Origin of the sequence: Rubinisphaera italica (assembly GCF_007859715.1) — a bacterium.
GTDB classification, from domain to species: Bacteria; Planctomycetota; Planctomycetia; order Planctomycetales; family Planctomycetaceae; genus Rubinisphaera; species Rubinisphaera italica.
On record NZ_SJPG01000001.1, the window covers coordinates 71,048 to 89,431 of the forward strand.

An 18,384-nucleotide genomic window follows, 5' to 3' on the forward strand; every position below is an offset into this window, starting at 1 on the left:
AAAAAATCCAAGGAAACCCAGGCCCCTCCCGGGTGATGAAGTGCGAGTTTTAGTCGAAAATCGCCCAACAGGGCAAGACGATCTCGATATGAACACCATCTTTGAGTCTCATTATTCTTGTCGGATTCCCTCACAAAGGCTCTTGTGAATTGGAAAAAGACTCAATCCTGCATAAAATCTGCTGATAACAATATCTTCTCAGGGAGCGAAATCTTTCCTTCTCCCCGGGGAGCAGTTTCCTTTGCTTCTCCTTGGGGAGAAGGGCCGAAGGCCGGATGAGGGGATTCCTTCAGCGTTCATTTTTGGATTTAAAACGAGCAAGCCCGTTTCCCCCTCACCCAAACCCTCTCCCTCAGGGAGAAGGGACTTGTCGATATCATTAAACTGAGACAAATAACTCAATATTCAATCAACCTTCACCACACAGGATTCCTTCGTGACAAACGCATCACTCTCGCCTGAACTCGAGTCGCTGGCTCAAAATGCGAAAAAAACGCTCGACAAAAAAGTGGTCGACACCGTTCAATTACACTTCCATCCTGAGCTGGGGGCTCCCTTCTGGCTCGAAAAAGCCAAAACCTACGATTTCGATCCCCTCAAAGATGTCAACTGCTTTGATGACCTGAAAAAATTTCCGCTCTTTGAAGACGATTGGCTACGTGGCGGCCCGGTTCGCCGATTTCTGCCCCAGAAATGGTGGGACAAACCAACTTACACCTTCGAAACCGGCGGTACGACCGGCATTCCCAAGAGCCGATGTGTCGTCGACGATTTTCGGATCGATTACGAACAGTTCAGTGAAACGCTTCCAGATGAATCTTTTCCCAAGGGTGCCAACTGGATGATGCTCGGCCCTTCCGGTCCCCGACGTTTGCGACTGGCTGTCGAGCATTTGTGTCAGACCCGCGGCGGGATCTGCTTCTGTGTCGATCTCGATCCTCGTTGGGTCGTCAAGCTGATCAAAAAAGGCAAAATCGAGGAAGCCAAAGAATACTCGGCTCATGTGATTGATCAGGCCATGACGATTCTCTCAGCCGGCCATGAAATCCAGTGCATGTTCACCACTCCTAAACTGTTGGAGGCCTTGGCGTTGCGGCTGATGGATGAAGGGTCCAGCATCGCCGAATCGGGCATCAAAGGGATTTTCTGCGGCGGCACCGAGTTCACTCAGCAATGGTATCGGTTTGCTCGTGAAGAGTTGCTCGGACCGGATGTCTATATCACTCCAACCTATGGTAACACACTGATGGGCCTGGCCTGCGGAAAACCTTTCATTCCGGAAGACAACTTCAAAATCACCTACTACGCGCCGCAACCGCGAGCAGCTGTCGAAGTGGTTGATTTCGATGATCACACGAAACTGGTTGGCTATGATGAAACGGGTCGTGTCAAACTTTACACAATGACCGACGAACTCTTCATCCCCGGATTCCTCGAACGGGACGAAGGCGAACGCGAACTCCCACACGAAAAATATCCCTGGGATGGCGTGAGCGGCGTGCGACCTTATCACGTCTTCGCAAAAACAACGACTGTCGGGGTTTATTAAAGCCGGGGTGACTGCCCCAAACCCAGAGTCAGATTGAATAAGAAGGCCTGAGCATGCCAATGCCTGGGTCTTCTTCAATTAAATGGATGTCGACTTTCCAATCCCAATGATTCACTGCACTCATCAAACGTGTGGAGACTGCATCACATTGCAATCTTATTATTGATTGCCTATGCTAACTCGTACTGAACGCGAGGTCAGTTCCAGGGCATCCGGAACCGCAGGGCTGGAAACCCTGATGACCCACAAATTCCAAACATTCGAAGAAACGTCAGTATTGACGGGGCAAAGTATTGCATTACCGATTGATCGCCAGTTCACGCTCCTGTTTAGTCTGATCAAGAATCGCGTGCAGCAATCGTATTTGAGAATCTGTCAGCTTCTGCTCACGCCGACTCATGGCGATTTGTGCGGTCTGGCAAGCAGCCTCGAAGTCGACCTGATCATCCAGTTTGCCATGCCATAGCCTCGTAAAACTGGGAATATGCTTAGGACAAAGCCTCCCAGCCGGCAGGACCATCGACATCACACCAACATTCGAACCCGTATTAAATAAGGTGCCGATGGCAGTTTTGGCGTGATCTCCAATCAGGCAGCCGATTTTCTTTTCGCCGGTCGAAATAAAGTCCGTCCCCAGCGGAAATTTCACACTGGAATAATCATTCTTCAGATCACTATTGGACGTCAATGCTCCCAGATTGACCCACGGGCAGACGTAGCTGTGTCCGAGGAATCCATCGTGATATTTATTGGAATATCCCTGCATAATGCTCGCTTCGACTTCGCCCCCCACACGGCAAACTGGACCGATCGAAGTTTCCCCGCGGATGTTGGCGCGGAAGAGTTGTGTCTGCTTGCCGATGTAGCAGGGACCTTCCAACCGCGTGAACGATTGAATGATGGCTCCTTCATCCACAATGACTGGCCCGTTTTCGGCATTGATCGAAACAAACGGTTCCAGTTTTGCGGTTGGGTGTATGAAGATTTGCTTGGGATTGGATTCCCGACTGCACAATCCGGAAACATCCTGACTTTGACAGGTCAAGTTTTCGGCCAGCAATACGAAATCGAGTTGAATCATGTCTCCATTATGCTTGATGAGATCCCAGGGAAACTGCAGATGAGGTTTTGAAACCGAGGCCGAGTCATCACTCTTGTCACACTTATGAACAATTGCTGAGAGCGTGCTGAGTTGGGAATCACCAGGGCGTCGTACAAATGCAAATGGGAAATCGTCTACTTGTTTACCGGACTCGCCCTCCCAGAAATCAAGTAGAATTCGAGGATCACCCAGCCAGGTGCCATCGATGATAAGAGTCTCCTCTGCATCGATCCAGGCAAAATCGTTGACGGCTGCCTCCGAAAATTCTTCCTGATAGACAGTCTGCAACTCGTCCCGCACGATCACGCCCCACTGATTGACCGGCAATGTCTCCAGCAGGCGTTGTCTCAGCGAACGAGTTCCACACAGTAGTTCAAAGACCGGACGCATCAGGGCAATCGGCGTAAATCGTGTGGCTATTGAGGGTTCGACAATTAATAGTCGCATTTTATTATCCAGTTCAGCATGTCGATTTTTGGCTTACGACATCATAAACGGTTCTGGAGAGGCGTCCAGTATGATGTTGAGGTTGGAATATATTGAACATTCTGGGGCTGCGCTACACCCCGAACCCAGCCATCCCCCAAAAAGAATATGAAATTACAAGCACGAAGCGCGAGTGAGTCGAAATCGATAAACACACTCGCTTGCGCTTCGTGCTTGTATGTAAATAGGTTCGTTTCCTCTCATCTCCAGTGATTTGAACCTGTTGATGCGTTGCCTGCGACCTCGTGAGTTAGTTGAGCAGGCATCGGCTTGGCGATATACTTCCTTATTCACTGCCTTAATGAAGGAAGCATGCGGTACTCCTGTGTATGGTGCCGTGCCCGGGTTTTGTTTCCGGGATTTTGAGAAAACTCTGTGTAGAAACACCAGAAAGGGGAACTCGCCGTGGCTGCAGTTCGTGTTGGTATTAATGGTTTTGGTCGTATCGGTCGTATTTCTTTTCGAGCCATGGCTGCTCGTCCAGAAGAATTCGACATTGTCGCAATTAACGACCTGGGCGATCCTAAAGCTCTCGCCATGCTCCTTAAATACGATTCCGTTCAGGGTCGTTATCCTGGAACTGTCGAAGTTGATGGCGATTCTCTCGTTGTCGACGGCAAGAAAATCAAGGTCATCGCTCAGCGGAATCCTGCTGAACTGCCTTGGAAAGAAATGAATATCGATGTGGCTCTGGAATCAACCGGATTCTTCACTTCGCGAGCTGGAAATGGCAAGCCCGGATACGACAGCCACCTCGAAGCGGGTGCCCGAAAAGTCGTTCTGTCTGCACCTGCCAAAGACAACGTCGACCTGACTGTTGTGATGGGTGTGAACGACGATCAGCTGACTGCCGATCACAAGTGCATCTCCAATGCGAGTTGTACAACGAACTGCCTGGCTCCAATGGCCAAGGTTCTCCAGGAAAACTTCGGGATCACCAGCGGTCTGATGACGACCATTCACGCTTACACGAACGATCAACGCGTGTCCGATCAGTATCACTCTGATCCTCACCGTGCTCGTGCTGCTGCGTTGAACATCATTCCAACTTCAACCGGAGCCGCCAAAGCTGTCGGACTGGTTCTGCCATCCGTCAAAGGCAAGTTGACTGGTATCAGCTTGCGAGTTCCTGTCCCTTCAGGAAGTGTGACCGACCTGGTTGCCGTTCTGGATAAAGAAGTGACTGCTGAAGAAATCAACAGCAAGATGAAAGAAGCTGCTGAAGGTCCTCTTAAGGGTATTCTGTACTACAACGAAGACCCGATCGTCTCCAGCGACATCGTGGGCAGCACTTACAGCAGCATCTTCGATTCCGGCTGGACGAGCGTGATCAATGGCAACATGGTCAAAGTCCTCAGCTGGTACGACAACGAATACGGCTACTCCTGCCGCACAGCCGACCTGATTGCAAAAATCGCCGGTCTGTAATTCGCAGGCGAAGCTGACATTAGAATATCCGTTCCGTATAGTCATTGACTGTGCGGAACGTTTTTTTATGGGATTGCAGACATGACAGAAGAAATTTCAATTGCGGATGTCGCATGGGGCAGGAAACTGCTGGTCAACAGCATCGTAAAAGTTCTCTTGATGTCTGCCCTTGTGATTTACTTTTATGTCAGTCTCCACGGGCTTGAGACATTGCCTCCCCGCATCGTCCGTTTTGTGCTGACGCTTTTGCTGATGATCTGGCTGTATCGAGGCAGCTCGGTCGCTAAATGGTTGTGTATCGTGCTGTATGGAATTGCCGGAATTATGATGCTGGTGATGATGCCCCTCGATAACCTGTGGGCCTGCCTGATCTTGGGCTCGATGAGCTTTGTCTTCCTGGAAATGACATACCGGCTGCTTTGCTCACGTGATGTCAATGACTTTCTGCTCTGCCAGCGGACAGGGCCGATCCCGCATTATGATGAGTTTGAGTGAGTAAGGATCTTTTATTAATGTCTTTTTCAATAAGGCAAAAAAACATCAACATTAAGATCGCAGTGAGTTTATGGACGATCAGTCTGTTTCTGCCATTTGTAGATCATTTTGAATTTACTTATGACGGTTTTGGATTCACCGTGATGATGATTCATGTCACGGTAACATTGCCACTGAATGAACACCGTCATTGGCTAATGATCGTGCCAATTCTGTATTTAACTCTTCATGCCATAGCCTTTGTGCTTATTTTAGTGAAAAGCGATGTTATTAAATCGAGCGTATTATTTGTGTCTGTTGTCTCAGCTGCGATGTGTTGTGGACTGATCACCCTGTCATATTTGATTGGTTATGTTATTGACGAAATCAGAATAGGATATTTAGTTTGGCTGGTTTCAATGCTGTGGATAACTATTGCAACTCAGTGGAAATCGTTGTCCAATCCAAAATTGAAGACCTCTGACTAGCTTGAGATTTATACAAAAGCATCTTCTTAATGCACGACTTCTGGTGACTACTTCAAACAGGCGCAAGCGTCTGGCCCATCCCGTCAAAATGCAATACGAGAATTTCATGCTGAAATACATCGAACTCAAGAGTGGCCAGAATGATCAGGGGCCGGCTTGGATTGCTCGTGTGAAACTTTCGAAGTCTGGTCGGACGGTGTACTTCAATGGAAAAGCGTTGAAGCGGGCTGATGGGAAAGGGATTTCCGCGAATTATTTTGATCTCGAATCGGGTGATGAGTACTGGGTTTCCGGGGTCAAGAAGAATGGAGAGGATCGTCACTGGGCGGGAGCGGGGATTGTCTGGATTGAAGCGGGAGTTGTGGCTGAGTATCTGAGAGTTATCGGTGCAGATGAAATCGACGAACGTCGGCTCAAGGTGATTGCTGATTTGCCTGAGACCGAGGTTGAAAAGTTCAGGAATCTTGAGAATACACGCCTGGCATAATGGCTGGAAGAGTTCCAAAGTAACTCAATACCTGTGCCACGGGAATACTGCTGATTCTCGCGGAATCTGTAGCGATCCGTAAAAATACGGAATTTTGGGAAACATTCTGCAATCTGGTTGCGTCATAGGTTAAGGTAAATCTGGCTCGATCGCGTCAAAAGTCTCTGGCAATCGCTGGGGGATTGAGCCGAGAATTGCTCTTTGAACTGAATTTTCCCGATATCGATCGATTTTTTACGGCTGATTGCACGCGCAATTGGCGGAAAATATCGATTTCTATTGCTCCAAGAAATTACTGGGGTTCTCGATGAATGCTCGCCTCTGTTTGAACTCTGTCCTGATTTGCTTTTCAATGCTGGCGGTGATGTTCGCCAGTCCAGCTCTAGGGCAGGATGAACCACCTGTGCCGGTGGTGGATCCTGCAGCGGTGGAAGATCCCCCAGCTGAGGCTGCCCGTCCGGTCGATCATCTGATTTACATTCCTTACGATCGATTAAGTGATGTGATTGATCGACTCAAATCGAAAGTGGTCCTTTCTTATGAAGAGTATCTGGAACTGGTCAAGCAGGCTCAGGGGAATCAGACACCCCACAAACTGGACAACCCGGCCATTCTTTCCACCGCCAGTTATTCAGCAGTTGTGAATGGTGAAGTTGCGGAAATCACGGCTGTGTTGAAGTGCCGGGCGTTGAAAGATCGCTGGGCGTCGCTGCCGATCAGTTTTGCCGATGCCGCGGTCGGGGAAGTGTCGACCGACGGAGAAAACAAAGTACTGCTGCGGGGAACGGGTGAAGGAACTTACGAAATCCTGTTCCCGAAAGCGGGCGATTACACCATTACAATGAAACTGCTCAAGCGGATCACGCAGTCTCCAGGTGGCCCCTCTCTCGAATTAAAAGTCCCCCCGGTCGGCATCACCACGTTTGAATTGTCGATTCCGAAATCGAATCAGAAAATCAGTATCTCGCCGCGACATATCGAAATTCCTCCGACACAGCCTGCTGCTGAGAATCGCTCGACAATTGCTGTGAGTCTGGGAGCAACAAAAAGCATTACCGCGACCTGGGTGCCGGATATGAGCGATCGTCCGGAAATGGATTTGCTGACGACGGTTTCCAATCAATTGCAAATCTCGATAGCCGACGGACTGATTCATACCGAAGCCAAACTCGAATATCGCGTGCTACGGGGAGAGTTGGATCGATTAAGAATTGCAGTGCCGAAGGAGCATCGCATTCTCGATGTCACCAGTTCTGCCCGTCTGGAAGGCTGGACCGTCGAGCAGGAAGATCGAGGGCAGATTATCAACATCAAAATGCTCTCGGCTGTCGACTCCAGTTGCACCGTCGAAATTCATACCGAACGCTCGCTGCCGGATGGTCCAATCACATTGGCCGGTATTGGAGAAGATAAAGCTGTCCATGGGGTTCACAGTCTGGATGTGACTCGCGAACAGGGACAGATTCGTCTGACCCACGGCGATGAACTGACGGTCGTCGTCGAAGAACAGGCGGGACTGGTTCGGACGGACTTGGGAGAAAAAGGAGCCGCCCAGCTGGCTTATCGCTACTTCTCGCCGTCGTTCAGTTTTGTCGCTCGATTCGAACCGGTCCAGCCGATTCTCGATTTGAAGCACGATAATCTCGTCATCTTCCGCGAGCAGCGAATTGAATTGACGTCTCAACTGGAATACACCATTCGTAAAGCAGGTGTCTTTCAACTGCAGTTGAAGCTGCCGGCTGACTTCGAACTGCTCGGGGTAAACTGTCCGCAGATGTCGGAGTTTCAACACGAAAAAGCCAGCAATTCTTTGACGGTCGTTCTAAAAGAGCGGACCCAGGGAACGCTTTCCATTCAGGTTCGTGGCTACATCCCTCCCCCACAGCAATACATGGAAGCCGATGCGTCCTCGCTCGATAACCTCCCGCAGATAGAGCCGGTCGGCATCCGTCAGGAAGAGGGTCGGATTATTGCGTATACGATTGAAGCGATTGAACTGGCCGCCAATGAAGATCAGGTGAAGAATGCTCAGCCGATTCCTGTGAATGGAATCCCGTATAAATCCTCGGACACTCAGGTGCGAGCAGCCTGGAAATTTCAAACCCGGCCTGTCGAAATTCCCGTTCGCATTATTCGCCGCCCGACTCGTCTGACCGCTCAAACTTACAGCACGATTCAGGTGCAGCCTTCCGGAATTCAGGTGACGGCTTATCTCGATTTCCTTGTGCAGTACGCAGGAATCGATCAATTCCGCATCGCAGTGCCTAAAGAATTCAGCGATCAAATCGAAATTGAAATCGCCGATAAAAATTCGGTGCCTATCCAGCAAAAATCGCCTCAAGCAAGTGATGAAGAGAGTCCGTGGGTGATTTGGAATATCCAGACTCAACGACCTGTCACAGGTCGTCAACGATTCAAAATGACTTATGATCTCTCCCTGAAAACGGGCGAAGCTGGGGATGCGACCGAGGAAGAAGAGGAGTCCGCAGCCGAGCTTTCGGAATCGTTATTGATCCCCAAACCACTTGGCTGGGAACGAGGAGCAGAAGACCGAATTGATTTGACGCGCTCGACTGGTGAAATCGTCATTCAAACCGACCCGGCTTTATCGGTAGCCGTCAAGGGGATGGGTACGGGCATCGAGCCGATTGATGTGCGGGAATTGACGATGCTGCCGCAGCAGGGGCATCAGGCGTTTCGATATCCGGTCCAATCCGATGACGATCCGATTCGCCTGGAACTGCAGGTTTCGCGTTTTGAAGTGGCCGAGGTAGTGAGTACGGTTGTTTCGAAAATGCTCAGCGAATATGTGCTGGGAACATCGGCCGACTTGGCAGTCCGGTCTCAAATGCAAATCCAATCGAGTCAACGCCAGCGTCTCATTGTTCAATTGCCCGAGTCGGCTCAGCCGATGATGGTTCTGCTTGATGGCGAAACGCGTCAGTTACAGAAGGGGGAAAAATCGACCGAAACGGGCTGGACGAATTATGTGGTCAATGTGTCCCGCAGCAAGAACTCGGACGAGTCGTTCACACTGACTCTGCAATATCTGATGAAGGCGAGTCCGTTATCGGAATCAACCTTGCGGGGAGCAGTTGAATTTTCTGTGCCTCGCGTGTTGAATCCCGGACAGAACTCTGCCGTCGTACAGGAAAGCCGGTGTATTGTCTGGATGCCTCGGACGTTTATTCCGATCCGCGTGAGTTCACCTTATGAACGCTGGCAGCGATATTCCCAAATCTCATTCGAATATGGCGTCTCTGACGATACTTACTCTCAGGATGATCAGCATCAGTGGGCGGGTAACTCGATGGGAGCCGTCAATTTTCCAACGGAAGGCTTAGCATACACGTTTGTTGCTGTTGGTAGTGGAGAAACACTGCAGTTGACTTACTGGAATCGACATTACGTGACGGCATTGATGACGGTGCTCTTGCTGGTGCTGGCCTTCGTGCTGCTGAAAACCAGCTGGGAGAACAAGATTCTGGTCGTTCTGGCAGTCATTGCGGCTCTGGCTGCAGGTTTGCAGTTTGCTCCGGAAGTGATCAAGCAACTGGTGTACTCGGCTCGCTACGGCATTGTGTTTGTCGCGGGTATCTGGATTGTACGTGGACTGTTTCAAATTCGCTCCTGCTGTTTTCCGAAATCGGAAGAACTGACTCAACTCGATGAAACTCCGCCGGAATCGATACACGACGATCCTGCTCCGGGAGGTGATGTATGAGAACTCAATCATCATTCATTCCGAACGCAATCGTTAATAATCACAAGGCGGTAAAGTCGATGGCATATTCCAATAAATACACTATTGATACTGAATCGCAAAGGGTGGCGGGGGCGCTCCACGTAAGTGGAAGCCCCCGGAAGTTGACAGACTCGGGGGCTTCCCTGCGGGATCGCTCCCGCCACCCATCGATGAATTATTATCATCATGCCCTCTCAATATTTTTGTGTATGATGGCCTGCATCTGCTTGGTTGCTTCCTCTTCAGCTTCGCTCCAGGCTCAGGAAAACGCTGCGGTACCACGCAAAACGATCGATGATCACTTTGAACGCATTTATGTCCCAGAAGGTTCGCTGGCGGAGTACTGGTCGCATGTGGAACCGGGAGTGCTGGTCGATCGGGCGACGTTTGAAAACCTGCTTAAAAAGTCGGATGAGGTTCTCGAACCGGACAGCGATCAGCCGCATGGCATTGTGCTGGAGAATGTTGAATACAATGTCGAAATCGTTGGCGATACACTCAAGATTACAGCCGAGTGTCGACTGACAAAACTGAGAACCGGCTGGGCGACATTGCCTCTGCCTCTGACGGGCGTCTCGTTGTTATCAGCGACATTTGATAACCAACCCGCTCCGCTCGGAATGCGTGGCGAACAAAAGCAGTTGACATTCCTGAGCGATTTTGTCGGCTCGAAATCTTTAACGCTCACAATGTCCGTACCAATTTCACGCGTTGGAACCGACGAACTGGCTTCAATGACATTGCTCCCCAATGTGGCCTCTTCGATGACAGTCGCCATAGCTCAGGGGAGACATTTGCGAGTTAACGGAGCCGAAGTCGAAACCGAGCAGGACGAAGCGGTTGCCCGGACCGTGAAGATTCCAACCGGAGGCATGCGAGTGATTCAACTGCGGTGGACCGATGCATTGGGCGAATCGCTCGATGAATCGCTCGTGTTTGCTCAAACCGTGTATGCCATTGGTGTCGAGCGGGATAGTCTGGACTGGCAGACGCTGACGCAAATCGATCTGTATGGCAAACGATTTACGCGACTCGAATTCACAGTGCCGAACAGTTTGGAAATCACATCCGTCTCTGTGCCAGGCTTGCAGGCCTGGGATTTGCAGGATGATCCCGAAGATCCGAAGCGGACATTAATCACACTCACCTTCCGGGAACCGATCCCGCAGCGGGCACGCATCGAAATGCATGGCGTGCAACTGACTCAGCAGGAACGCGAATGGACGGTCGCTTCTCTCCGACTCAAAGGAGCAACAACGCATACGGGCGGGTTGGCAATTTCTGCACCTTCTCAAATTCGCATCAAGACGCTCACTCTCGATGGCATTCGACCTGCGACGCGAAGCTGGAAGCCGGTTGATGATTATACCCCTCGCGGCCCCATACAGTTTTATGATATCTGGAATTCCGAGTTTGTTTTTCGGATTACTTCGGACGAAACCAATCGAGAAGTTCAGGCCGCGGTTTCGCATCGATTGGAAATCAGTGAAGTGACTTCGCATCTGTCTTCGGTCTTTACGCTGCAGTCTCTGTTTGCACCTTTGTTTGAGTTGAAGGTCGATCTTCCAGCTGGCTGGACGATTGCGGATGTGCAAACTGAAGGGACTCAACTGGAGTGGCAATATCTTTCACAGGGGGAAGCGGGATCGCGGATCAGTATTCCTCTGCAGCCACCGTTACAGCCGGGACAAACGCGATCGATTTCGATTGCCGTCGATCAACCTTTCGAGGATGCTGAACTTGGTCAGCAGGCCACGACCATCGCATTACCGGAAATTCGAATTGATGACGTGAAAATTCTGGAAGGCTCGTACAGCGTCGCCGCTGATTTTCGGCTCGATGTGGTGCCGGTCGATGTGAAAGGGATGGACCCAACTCATCTGGGGACGCCGAATGAGCGGTTTGGATATCGTTATCAGAATGCCCATATCGGTGGTGAATTTAAGATTCAACGCAAGCCGACCCGCTTCAATGCAACGCGAATGACGCTCGTCGATGCCGATGAAGACAGTGTGATGCTCTCGTATCAGGCGACACTGGAAATCAGCGGCGGAGGTCTGCGGAACCTGCGTGTCACGCTGCCGAAGAAACTCGAAACGACTGCGGAATTCGTAGCCGGAGGACCGTTTCGGATTTCGCGGCAGGAGCAGTCTACTGCAGATGACCAGACAATCTGGAATTTGACATTTGATCGGTATCTCACGGGTGTCTTACCGCTTTCACTTCAGGTTGTCATTCCCCGTGAAGGTGATGAGGGTATTGTGATTCCGGAAATCTTTTTTGAAGGAGCCGAGTTGCAGGATGATTATCTTGCGTTCCTGGCTGATGAGGATCAGTACCTCGATGTGCAGGTGCTGAACGCCAAAGGGACAGCAGTCTCTCCAGTGGACCCGGCTGACATGCCGATCGCATCTTCACAAGGGCGCAAGCGAGTCGTGGCTGGTTATCATTTAATCGAGCCGGGTGCGACTGCGACTTTATCCATCGATAAATTCGAGGCTGCACCGATTCCAACTGCCATTGGCCAACTGCTCGAAATCGAAACCGTCTGGAAGCAAAACTCTACAATGCAGCAGCAGGCTGAGCTGACGTTTGCTGCGGTCGGCGTGCAGAATCTGCTGGTCAAGTTGCCTGCAAATGCCCGTTTGTGGTCTGCTACTGTCGATAATGTTCCGGTCACTGCTCGTATAGATGGGGATGGATTTCACATTCCCGTCCCGCCGGCTCAGGGGCAAAATTATGAACGGAAACTGCGACTACTCTACACTCCAAAAGCGAACGAGAATTCTCAGACCGGATTCGGAGTGCAGGCGATTCCTGCTCCCGAATTTGCGATTCAGGTTGGTCAGGGAGAAATTCAACCGCTGTATGTACTGGTGACGAACTGGGTAGTACATCACGATTCAGAGTCAATCGTGATGCCGGTTTCGGATGACGTGGAGTTAGCCGAGCAGCATTCGACGTCCACCTGGCTGGGACGTGTGATCGAAAAAATCCGTTCGCAAAGCTGGACGACACTCGCTCAGAATTTTGGAATCGGCTTTGCCCTGCTGCTGATTCCAATCGGCCTGACAAAATTAATTCAGATGGGCGTGATTACATTGCAATCGGGCGAAGTACGTCCCACTTTGTGGATTTTGTTTGGTGTGGTTGTGGTTGGCAGCCTGGGGATCTTTTCGTTGCTGTTGACGAAATCGGTCCAAAGTCCCAGTGACATTGCCTATTCAAAAGCACCGACATCCGATTATACAGATGAATATTACGGTGGGGCAGAGGGCATGGTTGCGGATTCTGAATGGGAGGAACAGAGTGATCGTTTTGGAAGAGCACCGAATTTTGATTCAGGGTCTATGCGCGGTTCAACGTCTTCTGAATCCCTGAAAAGCGAATTATCAACAATAGACAGGCCGGCCAACTCTCCCGAACCAATGAGCGGTCCCGAACCACCCAGAGCTGAACAGCCAATGGAAACCAAGCCGACATCTGAGGAAAAAGCAAAATTGTTGTCATCTTTGGAAAGCAAACGAGCCAGAGCTGCAGAACTGAAGTCTGAAAAAGAATTAGCGAAATGGGGGGCTAAATTTGAGATACAGTCTCCAGATAAAAAACTTAGTGAGCAAGAATATTTTCGGAAGCAAAATAAAGATCAACTCGTCAATGAACGACTGGTTGAAGAATCGGAAGTGAAACAACAGTCGGAAATTCTTGGGGAGGAATTGCCACTTCGAACCAATAACGACCTGCAATACTCTATTTTCCAAAATAACGTTCAACAGAGTCGAAACGACGGCCTCCTCTCACTGCCGATCCGATTGCAGATCCCCGGTAATATGATCACCACCCGGCTGCAGAGTTTTCGGGCTTCTTCGGTTGCGAATGTGCGGATAATTTCGGAAGAGTTTACCAGTCAGATTCGCTGGTTGATTGCCGCGGTTGCACTGTTGTTGCTCTGGTTGATTCGCGACGCCTCCCGTGCCCTGCGGGCCGCTGTAGTCGTTGCGATGGTCGGCATTCCGATCGCACTGACGGGTATCATCCCCGAAATTGCGTATTCGCTCGTTGAAGGATGTTTGCTGGGAGTGCTGGTTGGTGTCTACCTGTGGATTGCTCTCAAGCTGATTCAACTGCTGACTTACTGCTGCCGTAAAGTTTGTGGGTGGTTGTGGAGCACTCGTCAATCGATTGCTGCGACTGCCATTCTCTGTGCATTGAGCCTTGCGTCTTCCTCGGACGTTCAGGCACAGGCAGACGAATTTGTAATGCCGCAAACAAATCAGCCTTCACAAGCGGTGCAACAAATACAGAATTCGCAACAACAACGGGCAATGCAGCAGGCACCTCCCGCACAACAGGCGGAGATTATCATTCCCTGTCCGCCTCCAGAACCTGCGAAAATTCCGCTCGTCTTTCCTTACAAACAGGGAGCTTCTCCCCTGGCAGCCGAGCGGGTGTATGTGCCGAAAGATATTTATCTGAAGTTGTGGAAGAATGCGAATCCCGATGATACTCTGGAATCGTCTCCGATTGACTTCCAACTGAGCGAAGCCTCTTACTCGGCTCGGATCATAGCCGGTCAGGCGAATGCGAAAAATCATACAGTCGAACTGAAAGCCCGGTATGTCATCCGCAGTTATCGAAATCAGGAACAACTGGTTCCTCTGCCCATAGGAGCCTTGCTGCTCGACAAGGTCGAAGTCGATGGCAAACCCGTGGCGGCCAGTATCGATAATGATCAAAGTCCATCTGTCTTAATTGCTGGCAAGGGGGTGCATCTGGTCGATGCAACGTTCCGCTTCCCGGCCAGTGCGATTGGAATCGCTGGTCAGTTTCAGTTGAATCTGTTGCCGGTCGCCTCTGGAGCAATGACGTTCGAACTGCCCGCGGAAAATCTCCAGTTACGCATTAATGAAGGTTCAATTCCATATCAGTTGATTGAACGGGATGGGAAGACGTTTGCCGAGTTCGCCATTACAGCCGGGGGAGCGTTGAATATTGCCTGGCAGCCGAAGGTGTCGACGACTCAACTGCAGTTCCTCTCCAGCGAATCGACACGACAGGTGCTCATTCGCGAAGTGGGCGTCGAACTGCGATACACGTTCCAGTTCGATATCGCTCAGGGAAGTTTTTCCGAACTCGAATTTGAAATGCCAGCGAATGTCGCATTGAAATCACTTGAAGGAGCAGATCTGGCCGGTTGGCAAAAGCAGGCGGATGGACGTTTGCGGGTACTGCTGAAACGCTCGGTCGATGACCGAACTCTGCTCACGATGTCGCTGTTCGCACCATTAACGGTTTCTTCAGAGCGTCAACGGTTTGTCTGCCCGGATGTGATCCCTCAGGGAATTACTCGGGAGATTGGCAGTTGGGCGGTCGGCTGGGAGTCTCTGCTCGATGTCGTGTTCGTCGAAACGAACGGCGTGCGACAATTGCAGAATAACGAATTTCGTCCGCTCGATGACAAACGAACCATCTCCGAAATTCAGCGTGTCTATCGCTTCTCCAGCCGTCCACAGGGGTTAACTCTCGAAATCAAACGCGAACCATCGCAGGCCGATGTAAAACAGTACTCACTGGTCGATCTGCAACCTCATAAAACGCACATCGTTTCGATTGTCGATGCCAACCTGCAGGGAGCGGCGCGGCTGGCGGTTGATCTGGAACTCCCCGAAAACATGCAGCCGATAGAAATTAATGGCGATGATGTGCAGGACTGGTTTGTTACCCAGCCTGATGGTCAGGCGAATGGCGTGCTGACGATTCTGTTCTCTCAACCTCGACAGGGGAATGTCCGGCTGGTTGTTCGCGGGTTTATTCAGCAGGAAAACAGTCTTCAGGAAAGTATTCCCGTACGTGGTTTGCGTATGCTGGGTGCGACGCGATCGACGGAGTATCTGGCTGTTGGTGCAGCCGAGATGTATGGCTTGACGGTTGCTGATGCAGGCAACTCGCAAACGATCGCTCCTGATCGGCTGCCGTCTGTTTTGACTTCGGTTGCCAAGTTTCCAATTCGCATTGGTTTTCTCAATAATTCGAGCACTGCTCAGAATGTACAAATCCAACTCAAACGGGAACAGGCTCAGGTGAAGGCGGATTCTGTGACATTGATCGCTGTCTCGGAAGCTTCGATTGATTACGGTTTGTCGCTCGAGTGGAATATCTCGAAAGCGGCGACGGATCGGTTTGCCTTCATTGGACCGAATTGGATGAAGGATCGCATCGAATTCACCGCTGCGGATTTACGACAGGTCATCACGGTCGATCTGGATGAACAACGCACAAAATGGATTCTGGAAACGCGAACCTCACACGGCGATCAATTCTTTGCGACGGCTGTCATCTCGGTGCCGTATCCTGAAGACCGAACTGTGCGAACACCCTCACTTCAATTTGTGGAAACGGAAGCCGTAAACGCGGACGACAAATCGACCACGCCACTGGATATTCAGGGACATTATGTCGTGCTGGCGAATCTGGGACGTCAAACGCTCGAACCGATTTCCAATCACAGTTCCAAACTGGTATCACGACGGGAGTTACCCATCGAGATTCCCGAAGACCTTGCCCGTCAGGCGGTCGAATTTGTAAGAGTCACGCCTCAAGTGGTTCCCTCCTGGGAATTGAAGCCGCTCGAAGAACAGGAATCGCCTGCGGCTACGATTTTCCTGGCAGAACTGATGACGATTCTTGATCGTCAGGGAACCTATCGAACCACTGCGACTTACACGGTGAAGAATCGACGCCGTCAATTCCTGCCGATTGTGCTGCCGGAAGCGACCGAGTTGATATCGGTTCTCGTGAATGGCAAAGCCGCGCGGGCTACCCGGCATACGATTGACGGAAAGTCTGCCCAACTGATTCCACTCCCTCCTGCCAGTGCTGCTGATTTGGCGTTTGATGTGCGGGTGGTAACGCAAGGGAAACTGTCACACGGATTCGGTTCCGCCTGGATGGGAACCTCGATTTCGCTGGAACGTCCCGATGTGCTTTCACCCGAAGCCTCTGCGAAATTTGGTATTCCTGTGATGCACTCGATCTGGAAAGTGAGCACGCCGGATGATTATTACATCTCGGCTGTTCGGGGAGATAGCTCGAATATGAACGAGACGGAAAGTCAGGAAGTGAGCGAAGTTCGGCTGCGAAATCGACTGCAGGAACTCTCGGAACTTTCGAGTATTGTGAGACGAAAATCAAGCTCTTATAATCAGAAATTACAGGCTGCTTCCAACTTGAAAGGTTTGAAGAAAGCACTGGAAAACGCTCCTGCACAAACTGGAGTCTCCGATCAGCAACGTCAGCAGCAGGTCGAGGTGATTGACGAAGCGGTGGAGAGTCTGAATCGACTTGAAGGACAATCTGCTGCAGAAAATGGAATTCTTAATGCCAATCCGCAATCTCGCGGCCGGATGTTTATCCTCGGTAGCAATAGCGATATCCTGCGAGATAATAGGGATTACGGTCTGGGAGTCGATAAGTCCAGCTCAGGTGCTGAAGGCGAATCTCTGGATGATGATGTGAAGCTGCGGTTTGATTTGAAGCAACTCAATCCTTCAAAACCGCAGTCCACTACTACCCCCGCACTTAAGGGAAAAGCGGCCGAGCAAGGACAGAACGAACTCGAAAATCGCCGTTCCTTACTGGAAGAAAACACTCGCAAAAACACCGAGTTTCTCAAGCAGCAGAAACGCGAACAGATCGACTACAACTCCAACGGCATCTTGGATCCACTTTCAAGAAGTGGAGATTTCGATGGCGATGGCAACAGTGATCTGTCCATTTTTAACAGCACAAATGGTGCGTATGGAATTCAACCGAATGGTCCACCCTTGGGGTGGAGAAGCTCGACAATTGAGTGGGATGATGGCAGTAATCAACTGCAGTGGGGCATGCCTCGGTCTGGCAACGGAATGGGATTAAGTGGCCCACCGACATTGCCTGACGGCAGCCCAGCGGACCAGTCTCGCGGCGGCAGTGTTCCTTATCACTATTACACCGACGTGCCGAATACTGGATTTTACAGTAACTCCGGGGTTAGTATCCGAAATCAAATCGAGTTGAATAATTCACAGCGTGGCCTGGAACTACAGGTCGAGCCGAATGACTTCGCCGTTGTCGGTCAGGATGATGTCGTCTCTTACGGGCGGGCATCGGGTGAAGCGGCAGGGAAGCCAATTGCTGTCATTCCACAGCAGTGGACCACCGCTGGTGGACTTTCGATTCCCGTCACCCTGCCGACTTACGGCAATGTGACTGTCTTCTCGAAAGTGGGTGGGAATCCTCAATTGACGCTCCGCGTGCAATCTCGCACCTTCCTGCAAACTGGTCTCGGCTGGGGCTGGACGATTCTCTGCGGAGCATTCGTTCTGTGGCTGCTGCTCAGCTGCCGAGCGTTAGCGGAAGGCCGCCGGGTTCGCGAAACCGCACTCGGCCTGATGATCGCTGGTTTGGTCGGCTTCGCAGTACTCTCCGGATTGCTCGCGTGGTTTGGACTGCTGCTGGCTGCACTTTCGAGTATCGTCTATGTGGTTGCCCCTCGGGGTGGTTTTAGAAAAGCTGAACAAACACAATAAGGCGATCGTCAGGCGAGCCGTGCCAGTCATGGCACGGTTTTTGTCATGATCATTGTGG

General features: G+C 50.9%; 8 protein-coding genes. 7 read left to right on the forward strand and 1 reads right to left on the reverse strand.

The window, feature by feature from the left end:
• Positions 1–436: 436 nt before the first annotated feature.
• A complete protein-coding gene (locus Pan54_RS00290; RefSeq protein ID WP_146501513.1) occupies positions 437–1,549 on the forward strand; it encodes a hypothetical protein in 1,113 nt (370 codons plus the stop codon).
• Between the two features lie 298 nt (positions 1,550–1,847).
• On the opposite strand, the gene Pan54_RS00295 is transcribed toward Pan54_RS00290, so the two are convergent.
• Positions 1,848–3,098 (reverse strand): putative sugar nucleotidyl transferase, encoded by a 1,251-nt coding sequence (locus Pan54_RS00295; protein ID WP_146501514.1) that lies wholly within the window; start codon positions 3,096–3,098, stop codon positions 1,848–1,850.
• A gap of 444 nt (positions 3,099–3,542) precedes the next feature.
• On the opposite strand from Pan54_RS00295, the gene gap reads away from it, so the two are divergent.
• From gap to Pan54_RS00325, 6 genes are all read left to right on the forward strand, one after another.
• Positions 3,543–4,565, forward strand: a complete 1,023-nt coding sequence (gene gap / locus Pan54_RS00300) for a type I glyceraldehyde-3-phosphate dehydrogenase (protein WP_146501515.1) — start codon at positions 3,543–3,545, stop codon at positions 4,563–4,565.
• An 81-nt stretch (positions 4,566–4,646) separates the two neighbouring features.
• On the forward strand, positions 4,647–5,060 hold the full coding sequence (locus tag Pan54_RS00305) for a hypothetical protein (protein ID WP_146501516.1): 414 nt from the start codon (positions 4,647–4,649) through the stop codon (positions 5,058–5,060).
• Between the two features lie 17 nt (positions 5,061–5,077).
• Positions 5,078–5,527, forward strand: a complete 450-nt coding sequence (locus Pan54_RS00310) for a hypothetical protein (protein ID WP_146501517.1) — start codon at positions 5,078–5,080, stop codon at positions 5,525–5,527.
• A gap of 106 nt (positions 5,528–5,633) precedes the next feature.
• Positions 5,634–6,014 carry a hypothetical protein gene (locus tag Pan54_RS00315; RefSeq protein ID WP_207310002.1) on the forward strand — a complete coding sequence of 127 codons (381 nt, stop codon included), beginning with the start codon at positions 5,634–5,636 and terminating at the stop codon, positions 6,012–6,014.
• Positions 6,015–6,321: 307 nt separating this feature from the next.
• On the forward strand, positions 6,322–9,738 hold the full coding sequence (locus Pan54_RS00320; protein ID WP_146501518.1) for a hypothetical protein: 3,417 nt from the start codon (positions 6,322–6,324) through the stop codon (positions 9,736–9,738).
• The gene (locus tag Pan54_RS00325) at positions 9,735–18,326 is read left to right on the forward strand and encodes a hypothetical protein (RefSeq protein WP_146501519.1); all 8,592 of its coding nucleotides are present in this window, start codon (positions 9,735–9,737) and stop codon (positions 18,324–18,326) included. Before Pan54_RS00320 ends, Pan54_RS00325 begins: the two co-directional genes overlap by 4 nt.
• Positions 18,327–18,384 lie beyond the last annotated feature (58 nt).